The organism is Paracoccus lichenicola, from assembly GCF_009708075.1.
Classification (GTDB): Bacteria; Pseudomonadota; Alphaproteobacteria; order Rhodobacterales; family Rhodobacteraceae; genus Paracoccus; species Paracoccus lichenicola.
This window is the reverse complement of sequence record NZ_WMBT01000001.1, coordinates 95800-114111: the sequence shown is the minus strand read 5'-3', so window position 1 is coordinate 114111 and position 18312 is coordinate 95800. Positions and strand designations below refer to the sequence as shown.

18 protein-coding genes and 1 tRNA gene are annotated in these 18312 nt (G+C 67.7%); 7 read left to right on the top strand and 12 right to left on the bottom strand.

The annotated features are described in order from the left end of the window. Positions 1 to 16: 16 nt before the first annotated feature. From GIY56_RS00590 to GIY56_RS00565, 6 genes are all read right to left on the bottom strand, one after another. On the bottom strand, positions 17 to 1819 hold the full coding sequence (locus tag GIY56_RS00590) for a site-specific integrase (RefSeq protein WP_154762881.1): 1803 nt from the start codon (positions 1817 to 1819) through the stop codon (positions 17 to 19). Positions 1820 to 2000: 181 nt separating this feature from the next. Next, complete coding sequence (ade, locus tag GIY56_RS00585) at positions 2001 to 3698, bottom strand: adenine deaminase (protein ID WP_154762880.1); 1698 nt, start codon at positions 3696 to 3698, stop codon at positions 2001 to 2003. A gap of 66 nt (positions 3699 to 3764) precedes the next feature. Beyond that, positions 3765 to 3841 (bottom strand) — tRNA-Arg (locus GIY56_RS00580). 61 nt (positions 3842 to 3902) lie between these two features. Further along, positions 3903 to 4925: a hypothetical protein gene (locus tag GIY56_RS00575; protein WP_154762879.1), complete on the bottom strand. Its 1023-nt coding sequence runs from the start codon at positions 4923 to 4925 to the stop codon at positions 3903 to 3905. Between the two features lie 74 nt (positions 4926 to 4999). Then, positions 5000 to 5908 carry an RNA polymerase sigma factor RpoH gene (gene rpoH / locus GIY56_RS00570; protein ID WP_154762878.1) on the bottom strand — a complete coding sequence of 303 codons (909 nt, stop codon included), beginning with the start codon at positions 5906 to 5908 and terminating at the stop codon, positions 5000 to 5002. Positions 5909 to 6040: 132 nt separating this feature from the next. Further along, the gene (locus tag GIY56_RS00565) at positions 6041 to 7063 is read right to left on the bottom strand and encodes an RluA family pseudouridine synthase (RefSeq protein ID WP_154762877.1); all 1023 of its coding nucleotides are present in this window, start codon (positions 7061 to 7063) and stop codon (positions 6041 to 6043) included. On the opposite strand from GIY56_RS00565, the gene GIY56_RS00560 reads away from it, so the two are divergent. Continuing rightward, positions 7062 to 7367: a DUF6476 family protein gene (locus GIY56_RS00560; protein WP_154762876.1), complete on the top strand. Its 306-nt coding sequence runs from the start codon at positions 7062 to 7064 to the stop codon at positions 7365 to 7367. The two genes, GIY56_RS00565 and GIY56_RS00560, sit on opposite strands and share 2 nt — an antisense overlap. On the opposite strand, the gene GIY56_RS00555 is transcribed toward GIY56_RS00560, so the two are convergent. Further along, positions 7358 to 7606, bottom strand: coding sequence for an accessory factor UbiK family protein (locus tag GIY56_RS00555; protein WP_154762875.1), 249 nt, complete (start codon positions 7604 to 7606; stop codon positions 7358 to 7360). The genes GIY56_RS00560 and GIY56_RS00555 overlap by 10 nt on opposite strands. A gap of 160 nt (positions 7607 to 7766) precedes the next feature. On the opposite strand from GIY56_RS00555, the gene lgt reads away from it, so the two are divergent. Genes lgt through GIY56_RS00530 form a run of 5 tightly spaced genes read left to right on the top strand, consistent with a single transcriptional unit; the run spans position 7767 to position 12405 of the window. After that, complete coding sequence (gene lgt, locus GIY56_RS00550) at positions 7767 to 8651, top strand: prolipoprotein diacylglyceryl transferase (protein WP_154762874.1); 885 nt, start codon at positions 7767 to 7769, stop codon at positions 8649 to 8651. Further along, positions 8648 to 9706: a class I SAM-dependent methyltransferase gene (locus GIY56_RS00545; protein ID WP_154762873.1), complete on the top strand. Its 1059-nt coding sequence runs from the start codon at positions 8648 to 8650 to the stop codon at positions 9704 to 9706. The genes lgt and GIY56_RS00545 overlap by 4 nt, the downstream gene beginning before the upstream one ends. Continuing rightward, positions 9690 to 10454, top strand: coding sequence for a peptidoglycan editing factor PgeF (gene pgeF, locus GIY56_RS00540; protein ID WP_154762872.1), 765 nt, complete (start codon positions 9690 to 9692; stop codon positions 10452 to 10454). The genes GIY56_RS00545 and pgeF overlap by 17 nt, the downstream gene beginning before the upstream one ends. Positions 10455 to 10486: 32 nt before the next feature. After that, positions 10487 to 11044 carry a nicotinate-nucleotide adenylyltransferase gene (locus GIY56_RS00535; RefSeq protein ID WP_230312206.1) on the top strand — a complete coding sequence of 186 codons (558 nt, stop codon included), beginning with the start codon at positions 10487 to 10489 and terminating at the stop codon, positions 11042 to 11044. Beyond that, positions 11041 to 12405 carry a D-alanyl-D-alanine carboxypeptidase gene (locus GIY56_RS00530; RefSeq protein ID WP_154762870.1) on the top strand — a complete coding sequence of 455 codons (1365 nt, stop codon included), beginning with the start codon at positions 11041 to 11043 and terminating at the stop codon, positions 12403 to 12405. Before GIY56_RS00535 ends, GIY56_RS00530 begins: the two co-directional genes overlap by 4 nt. Here GIY56_RS00530 and GIY56_RS00525 read toward each other — a convergent pair whose 3' ends face one another. Further along, positions 12406 to 12828 (bottom strand): tellurite resistance TerB family protein, encoded by a 423-nt coding sequence (locus GIY56_RS00525; RefSeq protein ID WP_154762869.1) that lies wholly within the window; start codon positions 12826 to 12828, stop codon positions 12406 to 12408. Positions 12829 to 12921: 93 nt separating this feature from the next. Here GIY56_RS00525 and GIY56_RS00520 point away from each other — a divergent pair, with 93 nt between their 5' ends. After that, the gene (locus tag GIY56_RS00520) at positions 12922 to 14505 is read left to right on the top strand and encodes a lysine--tRNA ligase (protein WP_154762868.1); all 1584 of its coding nucleotides are present in this window, start codon (positions 12922 to 12924) and stop codon (positions 14503 to 14505) included. A gap of 239 nt (positions 14506 to 14744) precedes the next feature. Here GIY56_RS00520 and recR read toward each other — a convergent pair whose 3' ends face one another. The 4 genes from recR to GIY56_RS00500 all read right to left on the bottom strand — a co-directional run bounded on the left by recR (position 14745) and on the right by GIY56_RS00500 (position 18259). Next, a complete protein-coding gene (gene recR, locus GIY56_RS00515; protein WP_154762867.1) occupies positions 14745 to 15344 on the bottom strand; it encodes a recombination mediator RecR in 600 nt (199 codons plus the stop codon). Then, complete coding sequence (locus GIY56_RS00510) at positions 15345 to 15689, bottom strand: YbaB/EbfC family nucleoid-associated protein (protein WP_154762866.1); 345 nt, start codon at positions 15687 to 15689, stop codon at positions 15345 to 15347. It lies immediately after the preceding gene. A gap of 3 nt (positions 15690 to 15692) precedes the next feature. Further along, a complete protein-coding gene (locus GIY56_RS00505) occupies positions 15693 to 17465 on the bottom strand; it encodes a DNA polymerase III subunit gamma/tau (RefSeq protein WP_154762865.1) in 1773 nt (590 codons plus the stop codon). Between the two features lie 65 nt (positions 17466 to 17530). Further along, positions 17531 to 18259, bottom strand: a complete 729-nt coding sequence (locus GIY56_RS00500) for a molecular chaperone DjiA (protein ID WP_230312205.1) — start codon at positions 18257 to 18259, stop codon at positions 17531 to 17533. Positions 18260 to 18312 lie beyond the last annotated feature (53 nt).

Here is an 18312-nt window from a genome sequence, read left to right as displayed (position 1 = left end):
TTTACAACAGACTAGTTTAATTTGGCATAAGGTGCGACAGGTCCAGTTCTGGATAGGCAATCGCCTTCACCAGTTCCACACGCTGTTCCAGCATCCCTTGCGGCATGATTCCATAACGCCCAGTCATGCTTGCTTCAGTATGTCCCAGGATGAAGCCGAATTGATTGTCGAGATACCCAGCCCGGCGCAGGGCATCAGCAGCACCGTGCCGGAAGGAATAGAGTGACAGACCGCGCCCGTTCTTCAAACCGATCTTGGTCAAGTAGCGTCCAGATTCCCGCGACACATCTGCCAACATTTGCCCGCGCTCATTTCGCACCGCGCCTGGGAACAAGGCATTACCGCCTTCCTCCAACCGTTTCGCGTGGTAGTCGATAAAGCCAAGGCTGATCAGTTCGGGATGGACAGGCACCACGCGCATAGAGCCAGCCGTCTTGACGCTCTTACCTTCTACGGTTTCGTCGCCTTCGGTCGTGATATGCATGATCCAATGCCCATGCTCTTGCCGAACGTCCGACAAGGCAAGTTGGCCGATCTCGCCGGGACGTGCGCCCGAGAAAAGCATGATCAGCGGCACCCAAAAGCGATGATCGCGGATCAGGACGTTGCCGGGCTTTGCCACATTCCGCCACTCATCAGCGCTCTGGCATCCGGCAAACCAGGGCGACTTGAACAGTGTCTGTAGCTGATCGGTTTTGAAAGGAAGGGTAGGGGCTTTGGCTTCCTTCTTGAGCATCAGCCCCTCGATAGGGTTGCGCTCCAAATAGCCGTTGTTCACCGCCCAAGATAGGAACGCCGACAGGCTGGACAGGTAGCGGTTCACGGTGCGGTCAGCGATCACCGGCTTGCCCACTTCCTCGTTCTTCTTGACTATCTGCTGAATGTTCATCCCGGCAAAGGCTTTCGTCTCGGTGGCCTTCACGGGATACTTGACCAGAAGCTGCTTCCAGTCGCGGACCTCGGCCTTGCTGATCTTGGCGATAGGGAAGCTGGCACCGACAAGTTCAATGAATGTGCCGATGTCCCGGCGACACTGATCAACGCGATCCTTTGCCACGCCGCGCGGGTTCTCGCGGGCGAAAATCTCGAAGATCTCCATGATGGACTCGCCCGGTTTCGCTGTCTCGCGCCTGGGGCCGGTGGCGGGCTTCACCAGCGGGTCGGCAGGCTGGCCGGTGTAGTCGCCCTGGTCGCGCTCTAAGGTGCGCTGTAGCGCCTCAATCTCGGCCCGCATCATGTGCCGGGCAAGGCTGATCCAGTCAGGCGTTCCGTGATCCACGAAAAGCCGGTTGCGGCGCAGGTAGTCGTCAACCTCATCGGCGATCAGCGCAGTTTCGCCTTTCGCCAGATGCTTCCGCATTTCGGCCAGCTTCACCTTGCGGGCGTTCGTGTTGAAGCTGGCGGCTTCCTTCACCACCTGCACGTCGAGAATCACGTCCATCATCGCCAGAGGGTCGTGTATGTCGATGCGTTCGGCATGGACGCGCTGCACGGCCTGTTCTGTTGCCGCGTCGATCTCGGCTTCACCGGGAAGCATGGCGCGTTCCTGATCATCACGGGCCAGGGTGTCGCTGTAATGATCCCACACCGCGTTTTCCCGGTCGCCCGGCATCAGCGCCCGCCGGGCGCGCAGGTCGTCGAATTCACGCTGCCAACGCAACACCACGGCGGGCAGCAGGCGCTTCGCCTCAGTCTCATCCTTCGTGCGAAGCGACTCCTTCCAAGTCGTTGTGCCGGTCACAGACACAAGGTCTTTGGGCACGTCAATGCGCGCATAGTAGATCGCACCGCGCCGATAGAGATAGGAAACTCGCGCCATCCCGGATACCTTTCAAGGGGGCTGCCGGATCATCAAACCGGAACACCTGACCGGAACAGTTCTAGGGTGAAAAGGCGTTTATAGTCAATAAACTAGGCGATTTCAGAGCGTTGAAAAATTCTGTAATAATGTCCTACCGCCCCAGCCAAAATCATCTAGATTGCTGTTTTTTATACAACTTTCAGCTCGCGATGATCTCGAACCGCGTCACGTCCACCATGCCGCGGTCGGTGATCTTCAGGGCGGGGATGACGGGCAGGGCCAGGAAGGCCAGTTGCAGGAACGGCTCCTCCAGCACGACGCCCAGGCTTCTGGCGGCCTCGCGCAGCAGGATCAGGCGGTCGCGCACCGTCTCGAACGGGTCCAGGCTCATCAGGCCGGCGACGGGCAGCGGCAGTTCGGCCAGCACGCGGCCCGCATCTACCACGACGAAACCCCCCTCAATCTGCGACAGGCGGTTCGCGGCCAGGGCCATGTCGTCGTAATCGGTGCCGACCACGGCGATGTTGTGATGGTCGTGGCAAACGGTCGAGGCGATGGCGCCGCGCTGCAGCCCGAAGCCCTGCACGAAGCCCGTCGCGATGTTGCCGTTCCGGCCGTGCCGTTCGATCACCGCGATGCGGGCCAGGTCGCGCGAGGGATCGGGGCGCTTGTCGCCATCCTCGGGGGCGATGTCGTGGGTCAGGTGGGCGGTGATGATCTTGCCCTCGATGATGCCGATCACCGGCGTCTCGCGGCGGTTGCCGGGGTGGCGGAAGTGCCGGGCGGTGACCGCAGGCGCCTTGACGGAATGGCGACCGATGAGGGCCAGGTCGCCACGCGCGGCGAAGGCGGCGTCGTCGGCCAGGCGCCCGCCGCACAGGACCAGTTGCGCCCGGCAGTTGTCCAGGCTGTCCAGCGCCACGATGTCGGCGCGCAGGCCCGGCGCGATCAGCCCGCGATCCTTCAGCCCGAAGGCCTCGGCCGCCGACAGGGATGCCGCGCGATAGACCGCCAGAACCGGGCTGCCGCGCCGGATCAGCTCTCGGATCATGTGGTCGATGTGCCCATGTTCCGCGATGTCCAGCGGGTTCCGGTCGTCGGTGCAAAGGCACATGTAGGGCGCGGTCACATCGGTCAGCACCGGCTGCAGGGCTGCCAGATCCTTGCTGACGGATCCCTCTCGGATCAGAACCCGCATCCCCTTGCGCAGCTTTTCCAAGGCCTCGGCGGCGGTGGTCGCCTCGTGTTCCGTGCGGATGCCCGCCGCGACATAGGCCGACAGGTCGCGGCCCGACAGTTGCGGGCAATGGCCGTCGATATGGCCGCCCGCGAACAGCCGCAGCTTGGCCATGGCCGAAGGGTCGCGGTGGATCACGCCGGGATAGTTCATGAACTCGGCCAGCCCGATGGCCGACGGGTGGCCCATCACGGCGCGCAGATCGGCGGCCTCGATCCGGGCGCCCGAGGTTTCCATCTCGGTCGAGGGCACGCAGGAGGACAGTTGCACCCGCAGGTCCATCAGGGTGTGCTCGCTGGCTGCCTGGAACCAGCGGATGCCGTCGGGGCCGATGACGTTGGCGATCTCGTGGGGGTCGCAGATGGCGGTGGTGATGCCGCGCGGGGTGACGCAGCGGTCGAACTCGAAGGGCGTGACCAGGCTGCTTTCGACATGCAGGTGGGTGTCGATGAAGCCCGGCACCAGCGTCAGGCCGGTCACGTCGATCACGCGGCGGGCCTCGTAATCCTCGCCTAGGCCGACGATGCGGTCGCCGCAGATGGCGACATCGCCCGCGATGGTCGTGCCGGTGATCAGGTCGAAGACCTGCCCGCCCCGCAGCACCAGGTCGGCGGGTTCATCGCCGCGCGCCTGCGCAATGCGCCGTTCCAGATCGTCCATGGTGCCTCCGTCCGTTTGCGTCAGAAGACCTGACACAAGGCGCGGCGTCCAGAGGGTCGTGAGGAATGGTGCACCCGAAGGGATTCGAACCCCTGGCCTCTGCCTTCGGAGGGCAGCGCTCTATCCAGCTGAGCTACGGGTGCCTGGGGCCGTGAATAACCGCAGTGATGCGGGCGCGCAACGGCGAAAACGACCGGATGGCCCTCAGCCCGCGCAGATCTGTTGCAGGGCCAGCCATTGTTCGTCGGTCAGCAGCGGGCGGGCGGGGGGATCGGTGCGGAACGGGTCGCCCTCGATCAGGGGCAGGACGGTCTGGCCGGTGGGGTCGATGGAGCGGGCATAGGGTTCGGCCGGGATGCCGCGTTCGCCCAGGGCGGCCAGCAGGTCGGCATCCGCGGGTCGGGGGGCGGGCTGCATCAGCAGCGCATTGCCATAGCCCGCCATCGCCTCGCGCGGCAGGTGGCCCAGGGTCATCAGCCGCAGAGATGCCGCCAAGCCCGCGTGGCGCACGGCATCCGCCTTCAGGTCCGGCTCGGCCGTTGCCAGCCGGGCCGAGACCAGATGCGCGGCGGCGGCCTCGGGACCGGGGGCGGCGCGCAGCAGGTCGCTGCCGATGACATAAAGATCGCCGGGCAGGCGGCGCGCGCCGCCCAGGGGACCGGGAACGACGCGGATGATGGCATCCGGGTCCAGCAGATGCGGCGCCAGGTGATCCAGCACCGCCTGGCCGGATTCGCGGGTGCAGACCTTGCCCGCGCCCCTTTCCAGATCGGCCAGGATCGCCATGCCGATGTCGCGCGCCTGCGCCGGCGGCGCGATGCGCGCCGCATGGGCAATCAGCGCCCCCGGCAGCCAGAAGGCCAGCAAACCCAGGACCGCCAGGATCGCCAGGGCCAGCAGCACGCCGCGCAGCCTGCCGGAATGGGCGCGATGGCTGGCCACCGCCCCCTGGACCCGGGAAATCGCGTCGATCATCAGCGGATCGTCGATGGCGACGGTTTCGTCCGTTCCTTCGGCCCCGGGTGCATACAAGGCAGGCAGGGCGCCGGGGTTCAACTGGACGACCGCGGGCAGGGACCAGTGCGACAGCGGGCGGTCGGTTCCAGGATCGGACAAGACCAGCGTGGCGTCACCCAAGGACACGATGACCTCGCGCAAGGGCGCATCAGGGGCCGCGCGCCACGACCCCTGGGCTTCGAGCCGTTGAAATTTGGTAAGCGCGGTCATCGGGTCCGGTCTGTGAGGTTCCAGCCGACCATAGCGCGCGGCAATGGCAGGTCAATTGCACCCGCCGAAGCCGGTCAAACCGCCCCTTCGGGAACCCGCATCCCCTTGTCGCGCGCCAGCACCCGCATCCGGTCCTGCAGCTTCTCGAAGGCCCGCACCTCGATCTGGCGGATCCGTTCGCGCGACACCTCGTAGCGCGCCGACAGATCCTCCAGCGTCAGGGGGTCGTCGCGCAGGCGGCGTTCGATCAAGATGTCCTTTTCGCGATCGTTCAGCACGTCCATCGCCTGCATCAGCATCTGGCGGCGGGTGTCCAGTTCCTCGGATTCCGCGAAGGCCTCGGCCTGGTTGGCTTCGGTATCCTCCAGCCAGTCCTGCCATTGAGAGGATGATTCGCCATCGCCCGATCCGACGGTGGCGTTCAGGGATGCGTCCCCGCCCGACAGGCGGCGGTTCATCTCGATCACCTCCTGCTGGGTCACGTTCAGGTCGGTGGCGATCTGTGCGACGTTTTCGGGGCGCAGGTCGCCTTCCTCCAGCGCGCCGATCTTGGACTTGGCCTTGCGCAGGTTGAAGAACAGCTTCTTCTGCGCGCTGGTGGTGCCCATCTTCACCAGCGACCAGGACCGCAGGATGTATTCCTGGATCGAGGCGCGGATCCACCACATCGCATAGGTCGCCAGGCGGAAGCCCCGTTCGGGGTCGAACCGCTTGACGGCCTGCATCAGGCCCACGTTCGCCTCGGAAATCACTTCGGCCTGGGGCAGGCCATAGCCGCGATAGCCCATGGCGATCTTGGCGGCCAGCCGCAGGTGCGAGGTGACCAGCCTGTGCGCGGCCTCGCTGTCCTGGTGGTCGGCCCAAGCCTTGGCCAGCATGTATTCCTCCTCCGGCTCCAGCAGAGGGAACTTGCGGATCTCTTGCAGATAGCGGTTCAGGCCCTGTTCGGGACTGGGGGCGGGAAGGTTTCCATAATTCGCCATGCTTCTGGCCTTTCGCATATGCCCGGGGAACGCAACCTGCGCGCGCAAGGTTCCGGCACCCTCGACGGGGGTCATGGTGACATTCTGTTGAGAAATCATGAACGCGACAAACGCGGCACCTTCACGATGCCGTCATGTGGCCGCCCGCAGCGCATCCAGCAGCGCCTGCATGTCGGGGGGCAGGGGGCTGTCGAAGGACAAGGGCTGGCCCGTCACCGGATGGTCGAAGCCCAGATGCGCGGCATGAAGCGCCTGCCGGGGAAAGGCGCCGACCGCCTCGGCCGCCGCGCCAAGTGCCTTGGCGGACGCGCGCCGTGCCCCGCCATAGACCGGATCGCCGATCAGCCCCAAGCCGGCATGGGCCATGTGGACCCGGATCTGGTGCGTGCGCCCGGTTTCCAGGCGGCATTCCACCAGCATGGCGACCGGCGGCGTTCCGAAGCGTTCCAGCATCCGCGCCCGCGTCACCGCATGGCGGCCCTTGTCGAAATACACGGCCTGCCGCTGCCGGTCCGTCGCGTGGCGCGTCAGGCGGGTGGTGATCTTCAGCACCGCGCCGTCCTCGAAACCTATACCGGGCGTGCCTCGCAGCCGCGCATCGGCGCCGTCGATCACGCCATGGGCCAGCGCCAGGTATCGCCGTTGCGCGGTATGCGCCTCGAACTGGGCAGCCAGCCCATGATGGGCGCGGTCGGACTTGGCCACGACCAGCAGGCCCGAGGTGTCCTTGTCGATCCGATGCACGATGCCGGGGCGCTTTTCGCCGCCGATCCCCGACAGCGTGTCGCCGCAATGGGCCAGAAGGGCGTTGACCAGCGTGCCGTTGGGCGATCCGGGGGCCGGGTGGACGACCATGCCCGCCGGCTTGTCGATGACGATCAGGTCGGCGTCCTCGTAAGCGATGACCAGGGGGATAGCCTCGGGACGGGTTTCGACGGGTTCGGGGTCAGGGATATGGATGCGGTAATCCTGTCCCTGAACCACCCGTGTCTTGCCGTCACGCACCACGCCGTCGGGTCCGCTGACCGCACCGTCGGCGATCAGACGCGCCAGGCGCGAGCGCGACAGGGCCGCCGCCTCTGGCACCGCCAGGGCAAGGGCCTTATCAAGCCGGTCGGGCGGATTGGCCGGAATGGTGACGACAAGGTTGGACATGGATCACGATGATAGCGACTGGAAGCGGGCGGCGAAAGCGGTGCCGGAACTGCGGCTGCTGCGCTGGCTGGTGACGGGACTGGCGCTGGTGATGGGCCTGGGCATGATCGCCATCGTCGCGCTGCTGTGGCTGCGCCTGGGCCAGCCGGTGCTGCCGGATCTGCCCGAGGCGATCACGCTGCCCGATGGCGCGCGGCCCGAGGCCGTGACCTTCGCCCGCGACTGGATCGTGGTCGTCACCGACGCGGGCGAGGTTCTGCTGTTCGACCGTTCCGGCGCGCTGCGGGACCGGGTTCAGCCCTGACGGCCCGCTTCCATCGCGTCCAGCCGGGCCTTCAGCTCGGCATTCTCGGTGCGGGCCTTGATGGCCATCTCGCGCACGGCCTCGAACTCCTCGCGGGTCACAAAGTCGCGATCGGCCAGCCAGCGGTCGATCCAGCCCTTCATGGCGGTTTCGGCCTCGGCCTTGGCGCCGTGGGCCACGCCCATGGCGTTGGTCATCAGCTTCGAGATGTCGTCAAAGAACTTGTTTTGCGTGGTCATTTGGCCTTTGCCCCTGATGCGTGCTTGGCGTCCTATATGGGCCGCGCCGCGTCCGGGTTCAATGCGGGCCGTCGCCGATCGCGTCCCCGCGCCGCCCGGACGCCCCCGTTGACACCGCGCCCCCGCCGACTAGCGTGCGCCGCGCAGAAGCAGAGGCCCCATGATCCCCTTTCCCCCCGTCGCCCCCGAGATCTTTACCATCCACCTGGGCGGCCTGACCCTGTCGCTGCGCTGGTATGCGCTGGCCTATCTGGCGGGGCTGCTGATCGGCTGGCGGATCATCATCGCCATGATGCGCCGCGACCGCATCTGGGGCGACCGCGCGCCGATGCCTGCCGACCGGGTGGACGACCTGCTGACCTGGGTGATCCTGGGGGTGATCCTGGGCGGCCGCCTGGGCTTCGTGCTGTTCTACGAACCCGCCTTCTACCTGGCGAACCCCGCCGAGATCATCAAGGTCTGGCAAGGGGGCATGAGCTTTCACGGCGGCTTCGCGGGCGTGATCGTCGCCACCTGGGCCTTTTGCCGCGCGAACGGCATCCCGGCCCTGCGGCTGGCGGACGCCATGGCGGTGGTCGCGCCCATCGGCATCTTCTTCGGCCGCATCGCCAACTTCATCAATGCGGAACTGTGGGGCCGTCCCACCGACCTGCCCTGGGGCGTGATCTTCCCGGTCGAGGCCGCGCAGGCCTGTCCCGGCGTGGTCGGTCCCTGCGCCCGCCATCCCAGCCAGCTTTACGAGGCGGGGTTGGAGGGGCTGCTTCTGGGCCTGATCCTGTTCGCTCTGGTTCGCGCGGGTGGCCTACGCCGTCCTGGCCTGGCCTTCGGGGTCTTCCTCGCCGGATACGGGCTGGCGCGCATGGTCGTGGAACTGTTCCGCGTGGCCGACGCGCAGTTCATCACGCCCGACAATCCGCTGGGCCACGTGATCGGCGGACCGGTCATCGGGCTGACCATGGGGCAGGTGCTGTCGCTGCCCATGGTGCTGATCGGGCTGTTCCTGATCCTGCGCGCCACCCGCCGCCCCGCAACGGCCCCCGCATGACGCCCTTGGCGGAAATCATCGCGACGCGCATCCGGGCCACGGGGCCGATCAGCCTGGCCGATTACATGGAGATCTGCCTGCTGCATCCGCGATACGGATACTACACCACGCGCGATCCCTTCGGGGTCCAGGGCGATTTCACAACCGCGCCGGAAATCCACCAGATGTTCGGGGAACTCTGCGGGTTGGCCCTGGCACAGGCCTGGATGGACCAGGGCCGCCCCACGCCCTTTACCCTGGCCGAGCCGGGACCGGGCCGCGGCACGCTGATGGCCGACATGCTGCGCGCGATCCGCAAGGCGCCGGGCATGGCGGACGCCGCGCAGATCGCGCTGATCGAGGCATCCCCGCATCTGCGCCGGATCCAGCGGGACCGCCTGGGCGCGGTCACGCATCTCGACAGCGTCGAGGAACTGCCGGCCAAACCCTTGTTCCTGATCGCGAACGAGTTCTTCGACGCCCTGCCGATCCGGCAGTATCAGCGCACCGAAGCCGGCTGGGCCGAACGCATGGTGGGCCTGTCGGACGATGGCCTGTGCCTTGGCCTCGGCCCCGTGGTGGATCTGCCGCGCGAGGGCCAGCCGGGCGACGTGGTCGAGGAATGTCCCGCCGCCCCTGCCATGGTCGAGGCCATCGGCCGCCGCATCGCCGCCCATGGCGGGGCGGCGATTTTTGTCGATTACGGCGGCTGGAACGGCTATGGCGACACCTTCCAGGCCCTGCGCAACCACCAACCCGAGGATCCGCTGGCGCGCCCGGGCGAGGCCGACCTGACCGCCCATGTCGATTTCGCCCCCCTTGCCGCCGCCGCCATCCGGGCGGGGGCCGTGGCGTCCCGCCCGATCCGCCAGGGCGACTGGCTGCTGTCGCTGAGCGCAGGGCAGCGGGCCGAACGGCTGGCGGCTGCAAAGGACGCCACCGCGATGGCGGCGCTTCGGCGCTTGACCCACCCGGACGAAATGGGTCACCTGTTCAAGGCCATGGCCATCTGGCCGAAAGGGGCGCCCCCGGTGCCCGGATTTGACGCGCTGAGGCTTCATGCAGACCACGCTTGAGATCCTGACCCATCCCCTGCTGCGCGGCGTCAACCACGGGTTCTTCACCCGCAAGGGCGGCGCGTCGTCCGGGCTGTTCTCGGGGCTGAACTGCGGACGGCGGTCCACCGACCAGGCGGAAATGGTGACGCTGAACCGTGGCCGCGTCGCCACCGCCATGGGCGTCCCCGCCGAGGCGCTGGCGACCGTGAAGCAGGTCCATTCGGCGGATGTGGTCACGTTGACGGACGCCCACGACATCGCAGCGGTCGCGAACACCGAGGCCGACGGCATCGTCACCGCCCGCCGCGGCGTGGCCCTGGCGGTGCTGACCGCCGATTGCCAGCCGATCCTGCTGGCCGATCCCGACGCCGGGGTGATCGGCGCCTGCCACGCGGGCTGGCGCGGGGCGCTGGACGGCATCATCGAAGCCACGGTGGATGCCATGCGTGCCCTGGGCGCGGCCCGGATCCGCGCAGTGATCGGTCCCACGATCAGCCAGCGCGCCTACGAGGTCGGTCCCGATTTCATGGACAGCTTCCTGGCCGAGGATCCCGCCCATGACCGCTTCTTCAGCGGCGGACCGAACGGGCGGCCCATGTTCGACCTGCCGTCCTTTGGCCTGATGCGGCTGCGCGATGCCGGGGTGGATGCCGTATGGTCCGGCCATTGCACCTATTCCGATCCGGCTCGGTTCTTCAGCTATCGCCGCGCCACGCACGAGGGCAAGGCCGATTACGGCAGGCTGATCTCGGCCATCACGCTTTGATCCGGGCGGGGCTTCCGCTGGCGGCGCGGGGGATGCGCATCGGCCTGCTGGGCGGATCCTTCGATCCCGCGCACGAAGGCCATGTGGCGATCACCGAGGCCGCCATGCGCCAGTTCCGGCTGGACCGCGTCTGGTGGCTCGTGTCACCCGGCAACCCGCTGAAGGCACGGGGACCCGCGCCCATGGCACAGCGGCTGGCGCAGGCGCGGCGGCTGTTGACCGACCCGCGCATCGTCGTGACGGATATCGAGCAGCGCCTTGGCACCCGGATGACGGCGGACACCCTTGCCGCGCTGCGCCGCCTGTATCCCGGCGTGCGCTTCGTCTGGCTGATGGGGTCGGACAATCTGGTGCAGTTCCACCGCTGGGACCGCTGGAAACGGATCGCCGCCACCGTCCCCATCGGCGTGCTGGCCCGGCCCGGATCGCGGACCGCGGCGCGCCACACGAAAGCCGCGCAGGTCATGGCCCGCGCGCGCCTGCCGCTGTCGCAGGCGGGGACGTTGGCCGGGCGCAAGCCGCCTGCCTGGGTGCTGGTCAACCTGCCGATGTCGCGCCAATCCTCGACCGCGCTGAGGGCCGGGCGATGATGCACCGGCGCGCCCTTCTGGCGGGCCTTGCCGCGCTGCCGGTGGCGCCCGCCTGGGGCCGCCCGCCGGCCAAGCCCGCCTTCTCGGCCCGTCCGGTGGTCGCTGCGACCAGGCTGCCCGGCATCGTCGCCTATGCGCGCCTGGACCTGCCGGGCGACAGTCTGGCCGATGCCGCGCTGGCCGCCGCGCCGATGATGCCCGCCAGCACGCTGAAGGCGGTGACGGCGCTTTACGCCCTGGCGAAGCTGGGACGCAACCGGACCTTTGCCACCCGCGTCATCCGCGCGGGCGACACCCTGGTTCTGGCGGGCGGGGGCGATCCGGTGCTGTCCACCGACGACCTGGCGCGGCTGGCCGCCGATCTGGCGGCATCCGGCCAGCCTGCGCCCGCGCGCTTCGCCGTCTGGGGCGGGGCCTTGCCGCAGCTTGACGAAATCGCGCCTGCGCAGGCCGATCACCTGGCCTATAACCCTGCGCTGTCGGGGATGATCCTGAACTTCAACCGCGTGCATCTGGGCTGGCGGCAGGGCGGTTCCCGGATGTCGCTGGAGGCGCGGGCGGCAAGCCATTCCCCGCGCGCCTATACGATCACGGCGGCGCCGGGCGATGGGGCGGACCTGTTTTCCTGGCGCCAAGACGGGCTGCACGAAAGCTGGACCATCTCGCGCAGCGCCATCGCGCGCCCCGGCAGCCGCTGGCTTCCCGTCCGCAAGCCCGAGCTTTATGCGGGCGATGTCTTCCAGACGCTGTGCCGCGCGCAGGGCCTGGTCCTGCCCGCGCCCGAGGTCATCCGCGACCTGCCGCCGGGCGAGGTGCTGGTCAGCCATTCCAGCCCGCCGCTGGAGGAGGTCCTGCGCGGGATGCTGCATTTCTCGACCAACCTGACGGCCGAGGTCGTGGGCCTTCACGCCAGCGGCGCGGCGGATCCGGCGGCTTCGGCCCGCGCGATGATTGCGTGGTTGACGGAGCAGGGGCACGGCGCGGACTTCACCCTGGCCGATCATTCCGGCCTGTCGCCCGACAGCCGCGTGACGGCGCAGGGCATGGCGCGGCTGCTGGCGGGACCGGGGCTGACAGTGGGCCTGCCCGACCTGCTGAAACCCGACCCCCTGGACGAGCATCTGGGCCGGGGCGCGACCGCCGCCATGCAGATCCGCGCCAAGACGGGGACGCTGAACTTCGTGTCGAACCTGGCGGGCTATCTGACCCGCCCGGACGGCAACCGGTCGGCCTTCGCGATCCTGTGCGCCGATCCGCCCCGGCAGGCGGCAACGGCGGGGCAGGAACTGCCCGCTGGCGTGCTGTCCTGGACGCGGGACGCCAGGCAGCTTCAGCGCGACATCCTGGCGATCTGGTCCTGACTACAGAACCCGGTGGCGCACCTGGGCCGACAGCTCGATGGCGGCGGCGTGCAGGCGTGAGATGTTCAGCTGGTGCCGGATCTCGGCCAGCATGGCGACCTCGCCTTCATACAGCCGCCCGTCCGCCGCGCCCACGTCGCAGGCCAGCGCATAGGCGGTTTCATACAGTTTCTCGGGCAGTGCGTCGCGGACCAGGCCGAACAGCGCGTCGATGCCGTCCTCATCCTCGAACAGGGTGATCACCGTCTGGCTGATGGCCCGGATGCGGTCGTCGTCGTATTCGGCAAAGACCGGGGCGTGATCGACGTTGCGCTGGATCGCGATCAGTTCCGACGTGCGATAGGTCTGGTCCGAGGCCAGCACCGCGACCATCACCGCCACCAGGGCATCGCAAGGCGAGAACGAGGGCAGGTCGATGGTCATGGCTTGTCCTTCGGCATTCGGTTCGGGCGCAAATTATTGACGATAGAGGCCGCTTTCAATAAGGCGTCAAGGTCTTGGAACAGGAGAAGACGCATGACCACCCTGCGCGACGCCGCGATGCAATCGAAGGCCTGGCCGTTCGAGGAGGCGCGCCGGGTGCTGAAACGCTATGAAAGGAAGGATCCCGACAAGGGCTATGTCCTGTTCGAGACGGGCTATGGCCCCTCGGGCCTGCCCCATATCGGCACGTTCGGAGAGGTGGCGCGCACCACGATGATCCGCCGCGCCTTCGAGATCATCAGCGACATCCCCACCCGCCTGGTCTGCTTTTCCGACGACATGGACGGGATGCGCAAGGTGCCGGAAAATGTTCCCAACCAGGACATGCTGCGCCGGCATCTGCAGGAACCGCTGACCACGGTGCCCGACCCTTTCGGCGAATACGACAGCTTCGGCGCGCACAACAACGCCATGCTGCGCCGCTTCCTGGACACCTTCGGGTTCGAATACGAATTCATCAGCGCGACCGAGTTCTACAAGTCCGGCCAGTTCGACGACACGCTGAGGCTTGCGGCCGAACGCTATGACGCGATCATGGAGGTGATGCTGGCGTCCCTGCGCGAGGAACGCCAGCAGACCTACAGCTGCTTCCTGCCGATCAGCCCCAAGACCGGCAAGGTGCTGTATGTGCCGATCAAGCATGTGGACGCGAAGAACGGCACCATCACCTTTGACGACGAGGACGGGCACGAACTGACCCTGCCGGTCACGGGCGGCCAGGTGAAGCTGCAATGGAAGCCCGATTTCGGCGCTCGCTGGGCCGCGCTGGACGTGGACTTCGAGATGTACGGCAAGGACCATTCCACCAACACGCCGATCTATGACGGCATCTGCGAGATCCTGGGAGGGCGCGCTCCCACGCATTTCACCTATGAGCTGTTCCTGGACCAGAACGGCCAGAAGATCAGCAAGTCCAAGGGCAACGGGCTGTCCATCGACGAATGGCTGACCTATGCGGCGACGGAAAGCCTGTCCTATTTCATGTATCAAAAGCCCAAGACGGCCAAGCGGATGTATTTCGACGTGATCCCCAAGGCCGTTGATGAATATCACCAGCAGTTGCGCGCCTATCCCGATCAGCCGGTCGATCAGCAATTGGCCAATCCGGTCTGGCACATCCACGGCGGCGAGGTGCCCGCGTCCGACATGGTGGTGCCGTTCCAGATGCTGCTGAACCTGGCATCCGTCGCCGGGGCCAAGGACAAGGAGGGCCTCTGGGGCTTCATCCGCCGCTATGCGCCCGAGGCTTCGCCCGAGACGCATCCCGGCCTGGACCAGGCGGCGGGTTTCGCCGTGCGCTACTTCACCGACTTCGTGGCCCCCACCCGCCAGTTCCGCGCGCCCACCGAGGTGGAACGCCGGGCGATGGAGGATCTGGCGGGCCGTCTGGCCGCTTGGGATCAGCCTGCCGACCCCGAGGCGCTGCAATCCATGGTCTTCGCCATCGGCAAGGACCACGGCTTCGAGCCGCTGCGCGACTGGTTCGCGGCCTTGTATCAGGTGCTGCTGGGCGCGGACCAGGGGCCGCGCTTCGGCGGGTTCATCGCGTTGTATGGCATTGATGAGACGCGCGCGCTGATCGAGAAGGCGCTGGCGGGGGAGTTGGTGGAGGCATAGCTGCCGGTGAGCGGGCGGGAAAAGGAAACGCACTGCGTTTCCCCCGCCCTTTGTGCGACAGTGCCGTAAAAGACGGTGCAGCCCATGACCACGGAAGGCAAGCGCCTGACCCGAGGGGGGCGTGAAGCGCCCGCGTGGGGGCGGGGCGGGCGCTGGTCGGGCTTTTGAAGCCCGGCGGTTCCGGTTGGGAGGGCATGCCGTGGCGAAGGCGATGGCCTTCGCCATTTCGGGGCAGCTCTTTAAAGCCGCCGCCGCGCGCGCAGCGCCGCGCTGATCGTGCCGTCGTCGAGATAATCCAGTTCCCCCCCGATCGGCACCCCTTGGGCCAAGACCGTCACGGCCGCACCCGAGTCCGCCAAGGCATCGGCGATGTAATGCGCCGTCGTCTGCCCATCCACGGTGGCGTTCAGGGCCAGGATCACCTCGCGGATTTTCTCGCGCTCCACCCGGTCGATCAGCGCGGGGATGCCCAGGTCGTCCGGGCCGATCTCGTCTAGGGCCGACAGCGTGCCGCCCAGCACGTGATAGCGCCCGCCGAAGGCCCGGCCGCGTTCCATCGCCCACAGGTCGGCCACGTCCTGCACCACGCAAAGTTCCCCCGTGGCGCGGGCGGGGTCCGTGCAGATCGCGCATTCGTCGCGGTCGGTGATGTTGCCGCAGGTCACGCATTCGCGCGAATTGACCGCCACCCGGTCCAGCAGCCCCGCAAGTTGCGACATCTGCCCGGCGCGCTTGCGGATCAGGTGCAGCACGATGCGCCGCGCGGACCGCGGCCCAAGCCCCGGCAACCGCGCCATCAGCCCGACCAGCGCCTGGATGTCGTCGCTGCCGTCAGCCATTCAGAAGGGCAGCTTCATGTCGGTCGGCAGGCCCAGTTCCTGGCTGACGCGGGCCATTTCCGATTGCATCCGGTCCTGCGCCTTGCGCTGCGCGTCCTTGATGGCGGCCAGGATCAGATCCTCGACCACTTCCTTCTCGGACGGGACGAAGATCGACGGATCGATCTCCAGCGCCGTCAACTCGCCCTTGGCGGTGGCGGTCGCGCGGACCAGGCCCGCGCCGGATTCGCCGGTCACGGTGATGCTGTCCAGGCTGGCCTGCATCTGCTGCATCCGGTCCTGCATGTCCTTCGCGGCCTTCATCATCTTGGCCATGTCGCCAAAGCCGCCCAAACCCTTGATCATCGCCTATTCCTCATCCTCGAAGGGATCCCATTCCTCGACCTCGGCCACGGGGCCTTGGGTCAGTTCGTGCGGGTTCACCGCGCCGTCCGCCGCATCCTCGGCGGGCGCCTCGGGCGCGGCGCGGGTCACGCGCTTCAGCGTGGCGCCGGGAAACGCCGCCAGCACCTGCTGCACGATGGGCAGTTGCAAGGCGCGGTCCTCTCGTTCGCGCTGGTCGGCGGCCTGCCGTTCGGCGATCGTGGGCGCGCCGCCCTCGTTCGTGACGGTGACGGCCCAGCGTTGTCCGCCGGTCCAGCCGCGCAGGCGTTCGGCCAGCCTTTGCGCCAGGTCGCGGGGGGCGTCGCCCTTCGGCTGAAACTCGATCCGGCCGGGGCTGTAGCGGACAAGGCCCACATGCCGCTCCACCTGCACCAACAGCAGCATGTCCCCCATCCGCCGGATTAGCTCCAGGACCGAGGCGAAGTCGGGCCAGGCCGCGAAAGCGTCCGGGCTGAGCGCCAGGGCCGTCGCGGCACCCGACCGCTGGGCGATCACCGGCGCGGGCCGGGCGGCGCGGGGCGCCTGCGCGGGCGCGGCAGGCGCGGCGGATCGCGCGAAATCGCCCGCCGCCTGGGCCTGCTGGACGCGGCGGATCAATTGTTCGGGGTCGGGCAGGTCGGCCACATGGGTCAGGCGGATCACCGCCATTTCCGCGGCCATCATCGCATTCGGCGCGGCGGACACCTCCTCCAGCGCCTTGAGCAGCATCTGCCACAGCCGCGTCAGCACGCGCATCGCCAGCTTGCCTGCCAGTTCCCTGCCCCGCACCCGTTCGTCGGGCGCGATCGTCGGATCGTCGCCCGCATCCGGCGTGATCTTCACCACGGAAATCCAATGCGTGATCTCGGCCAGATCGCGCAGCACGGCGACCGGGTCCGCGCCATCGGCATATTGCGATTGCAGCTCGGTCAGGGCGGATGCGGCATCGCCCCTCAGGATCATCTCGAACAGGTCGATAACGCGGCCACGATCGGCCAGGCCCAGCATGGCGCGGACCTGTTCGGCACTGGTTTCCCCCGCCCCGTGGCTGATCGCCTGATCCAGAAGGCTGGTCGCGTCGCGGGCCGATCCTTCCGCCGCGCGGGTGATCAGGGCCAGCGCGTCGTCGGTGATCCGCGCGCCCTCGGCCGCGGCGATGCGGCGCAGCAGGGCGATCATCACCTCGGGTTCGATGCGGCGCAGGTCGAAGCGCTGGCAGCGCGACAGGACGGTGACGGGAACCTTGCGGATCTCGGTGGTGGCAAAGATGAACTTCACATGGAGAGGCGGTTCTTCCAGCGTCTTCAAAAGCGCGTTGAAGGCGCTGGTGGACAGCATGTGGACTTCGTCGATGATGTAGATCTTGTAGCGCGCGCTTGCCGCCCGGTAATGCACCGATTCGATGATCTCGCGGATGTCGCCCACGCCGGTGCGGGATGCCGCGTCCATTTCCAGCACATCGACATGGCGGCCTTCGGTGATCGCCACGCAATGTTCGCAGATCCCGCAGGGTTCGGTCGTGGGACCGCCCCCGCCGTCGGGACCGATGCAGTTCATGCCCTTGGCGATGATCCGCGCCGTGGTGGTCTTTCCGGTGCCGCGGATGCCGGTCATGATGAAGGCCTGCGCGATGCGGTCCGCGGCGAAGGCGTTCTTCAGCGTGCGCACCATGGCGTCCTGGCCGACCAGGTCGGCGAAGGTTTCCGGCCGGTATTTCCGGGCCAGGACCTGATAGGCAGGTGCTGCGTCTTGGGGCATCGAAGGGTCCGTCACAGGGTCATGGCGAACCTAGTCGCTGCCGCCCCGCGCGGCAAGGGCCGGCCCTATTCGGCGGGTTCGGGGACCGTGGTGCCGCGGCGCATCTGGCGGAACTTTTCCCAGGCCTCGTTCAGGCGGCGGGTGCGGGCCTCGGCCAGGCGCACGGCCTCGGGCGGCAGGCCGCGGGCGATGGCGCGGTCGGGATGGGCTTCCAGGATCAGCGAGCGGAACCGCTTGCGCGCCTCGGGCAGGGGGGTGTCCAGCGGGATGCCCAGCACGTCGCAGGGCGGGCAGTCGGACTTGCGGTCGTGGCGCAGGCGGATGGCGGCCACGCGTTCGGCAGGCAGGCCGAAGATGCGGCCCACCTCGTCGATGAAGATGATCTCGTTTTCATGCATTCCGCCATCGGCCACGGCGATGATGCACAATCCTTCGATCACGTCGGCAAGCACCGGATCGCCCGGCGGGAACATGGCGGCGATGCGGCGTGCCCAGGCATCAAACCCCGCCACGTCCTGGCGCGCCAGGTCGAAGACGCGGGCGGCGTTCTTTTCCTCGGCGCGCGGGATGATGAAGACGCGGCGGAAGGCCGCGACCTCGGCCCGGCCCACGGCGCCGTCGGATTTCGCAAGCTTGGCGCCCAGGGCGATCACGGCGATGGTGAAGGCCACGGACCGTTCGGGCGGGATGGTCGCGCGATGGCTGCCCAGAAGTGCCGCGAAGCGGTCGCCGATGCGCTGCCAGAAGCTGCGGGGCTTCGGCAGGTTGGGGCAGGGGGTATCGGTCGCGCGCATGTCCATGGGGGCAGGTTAGCCGCTAACGCGCGGCAAGGGTAGGGGCAGGGTGT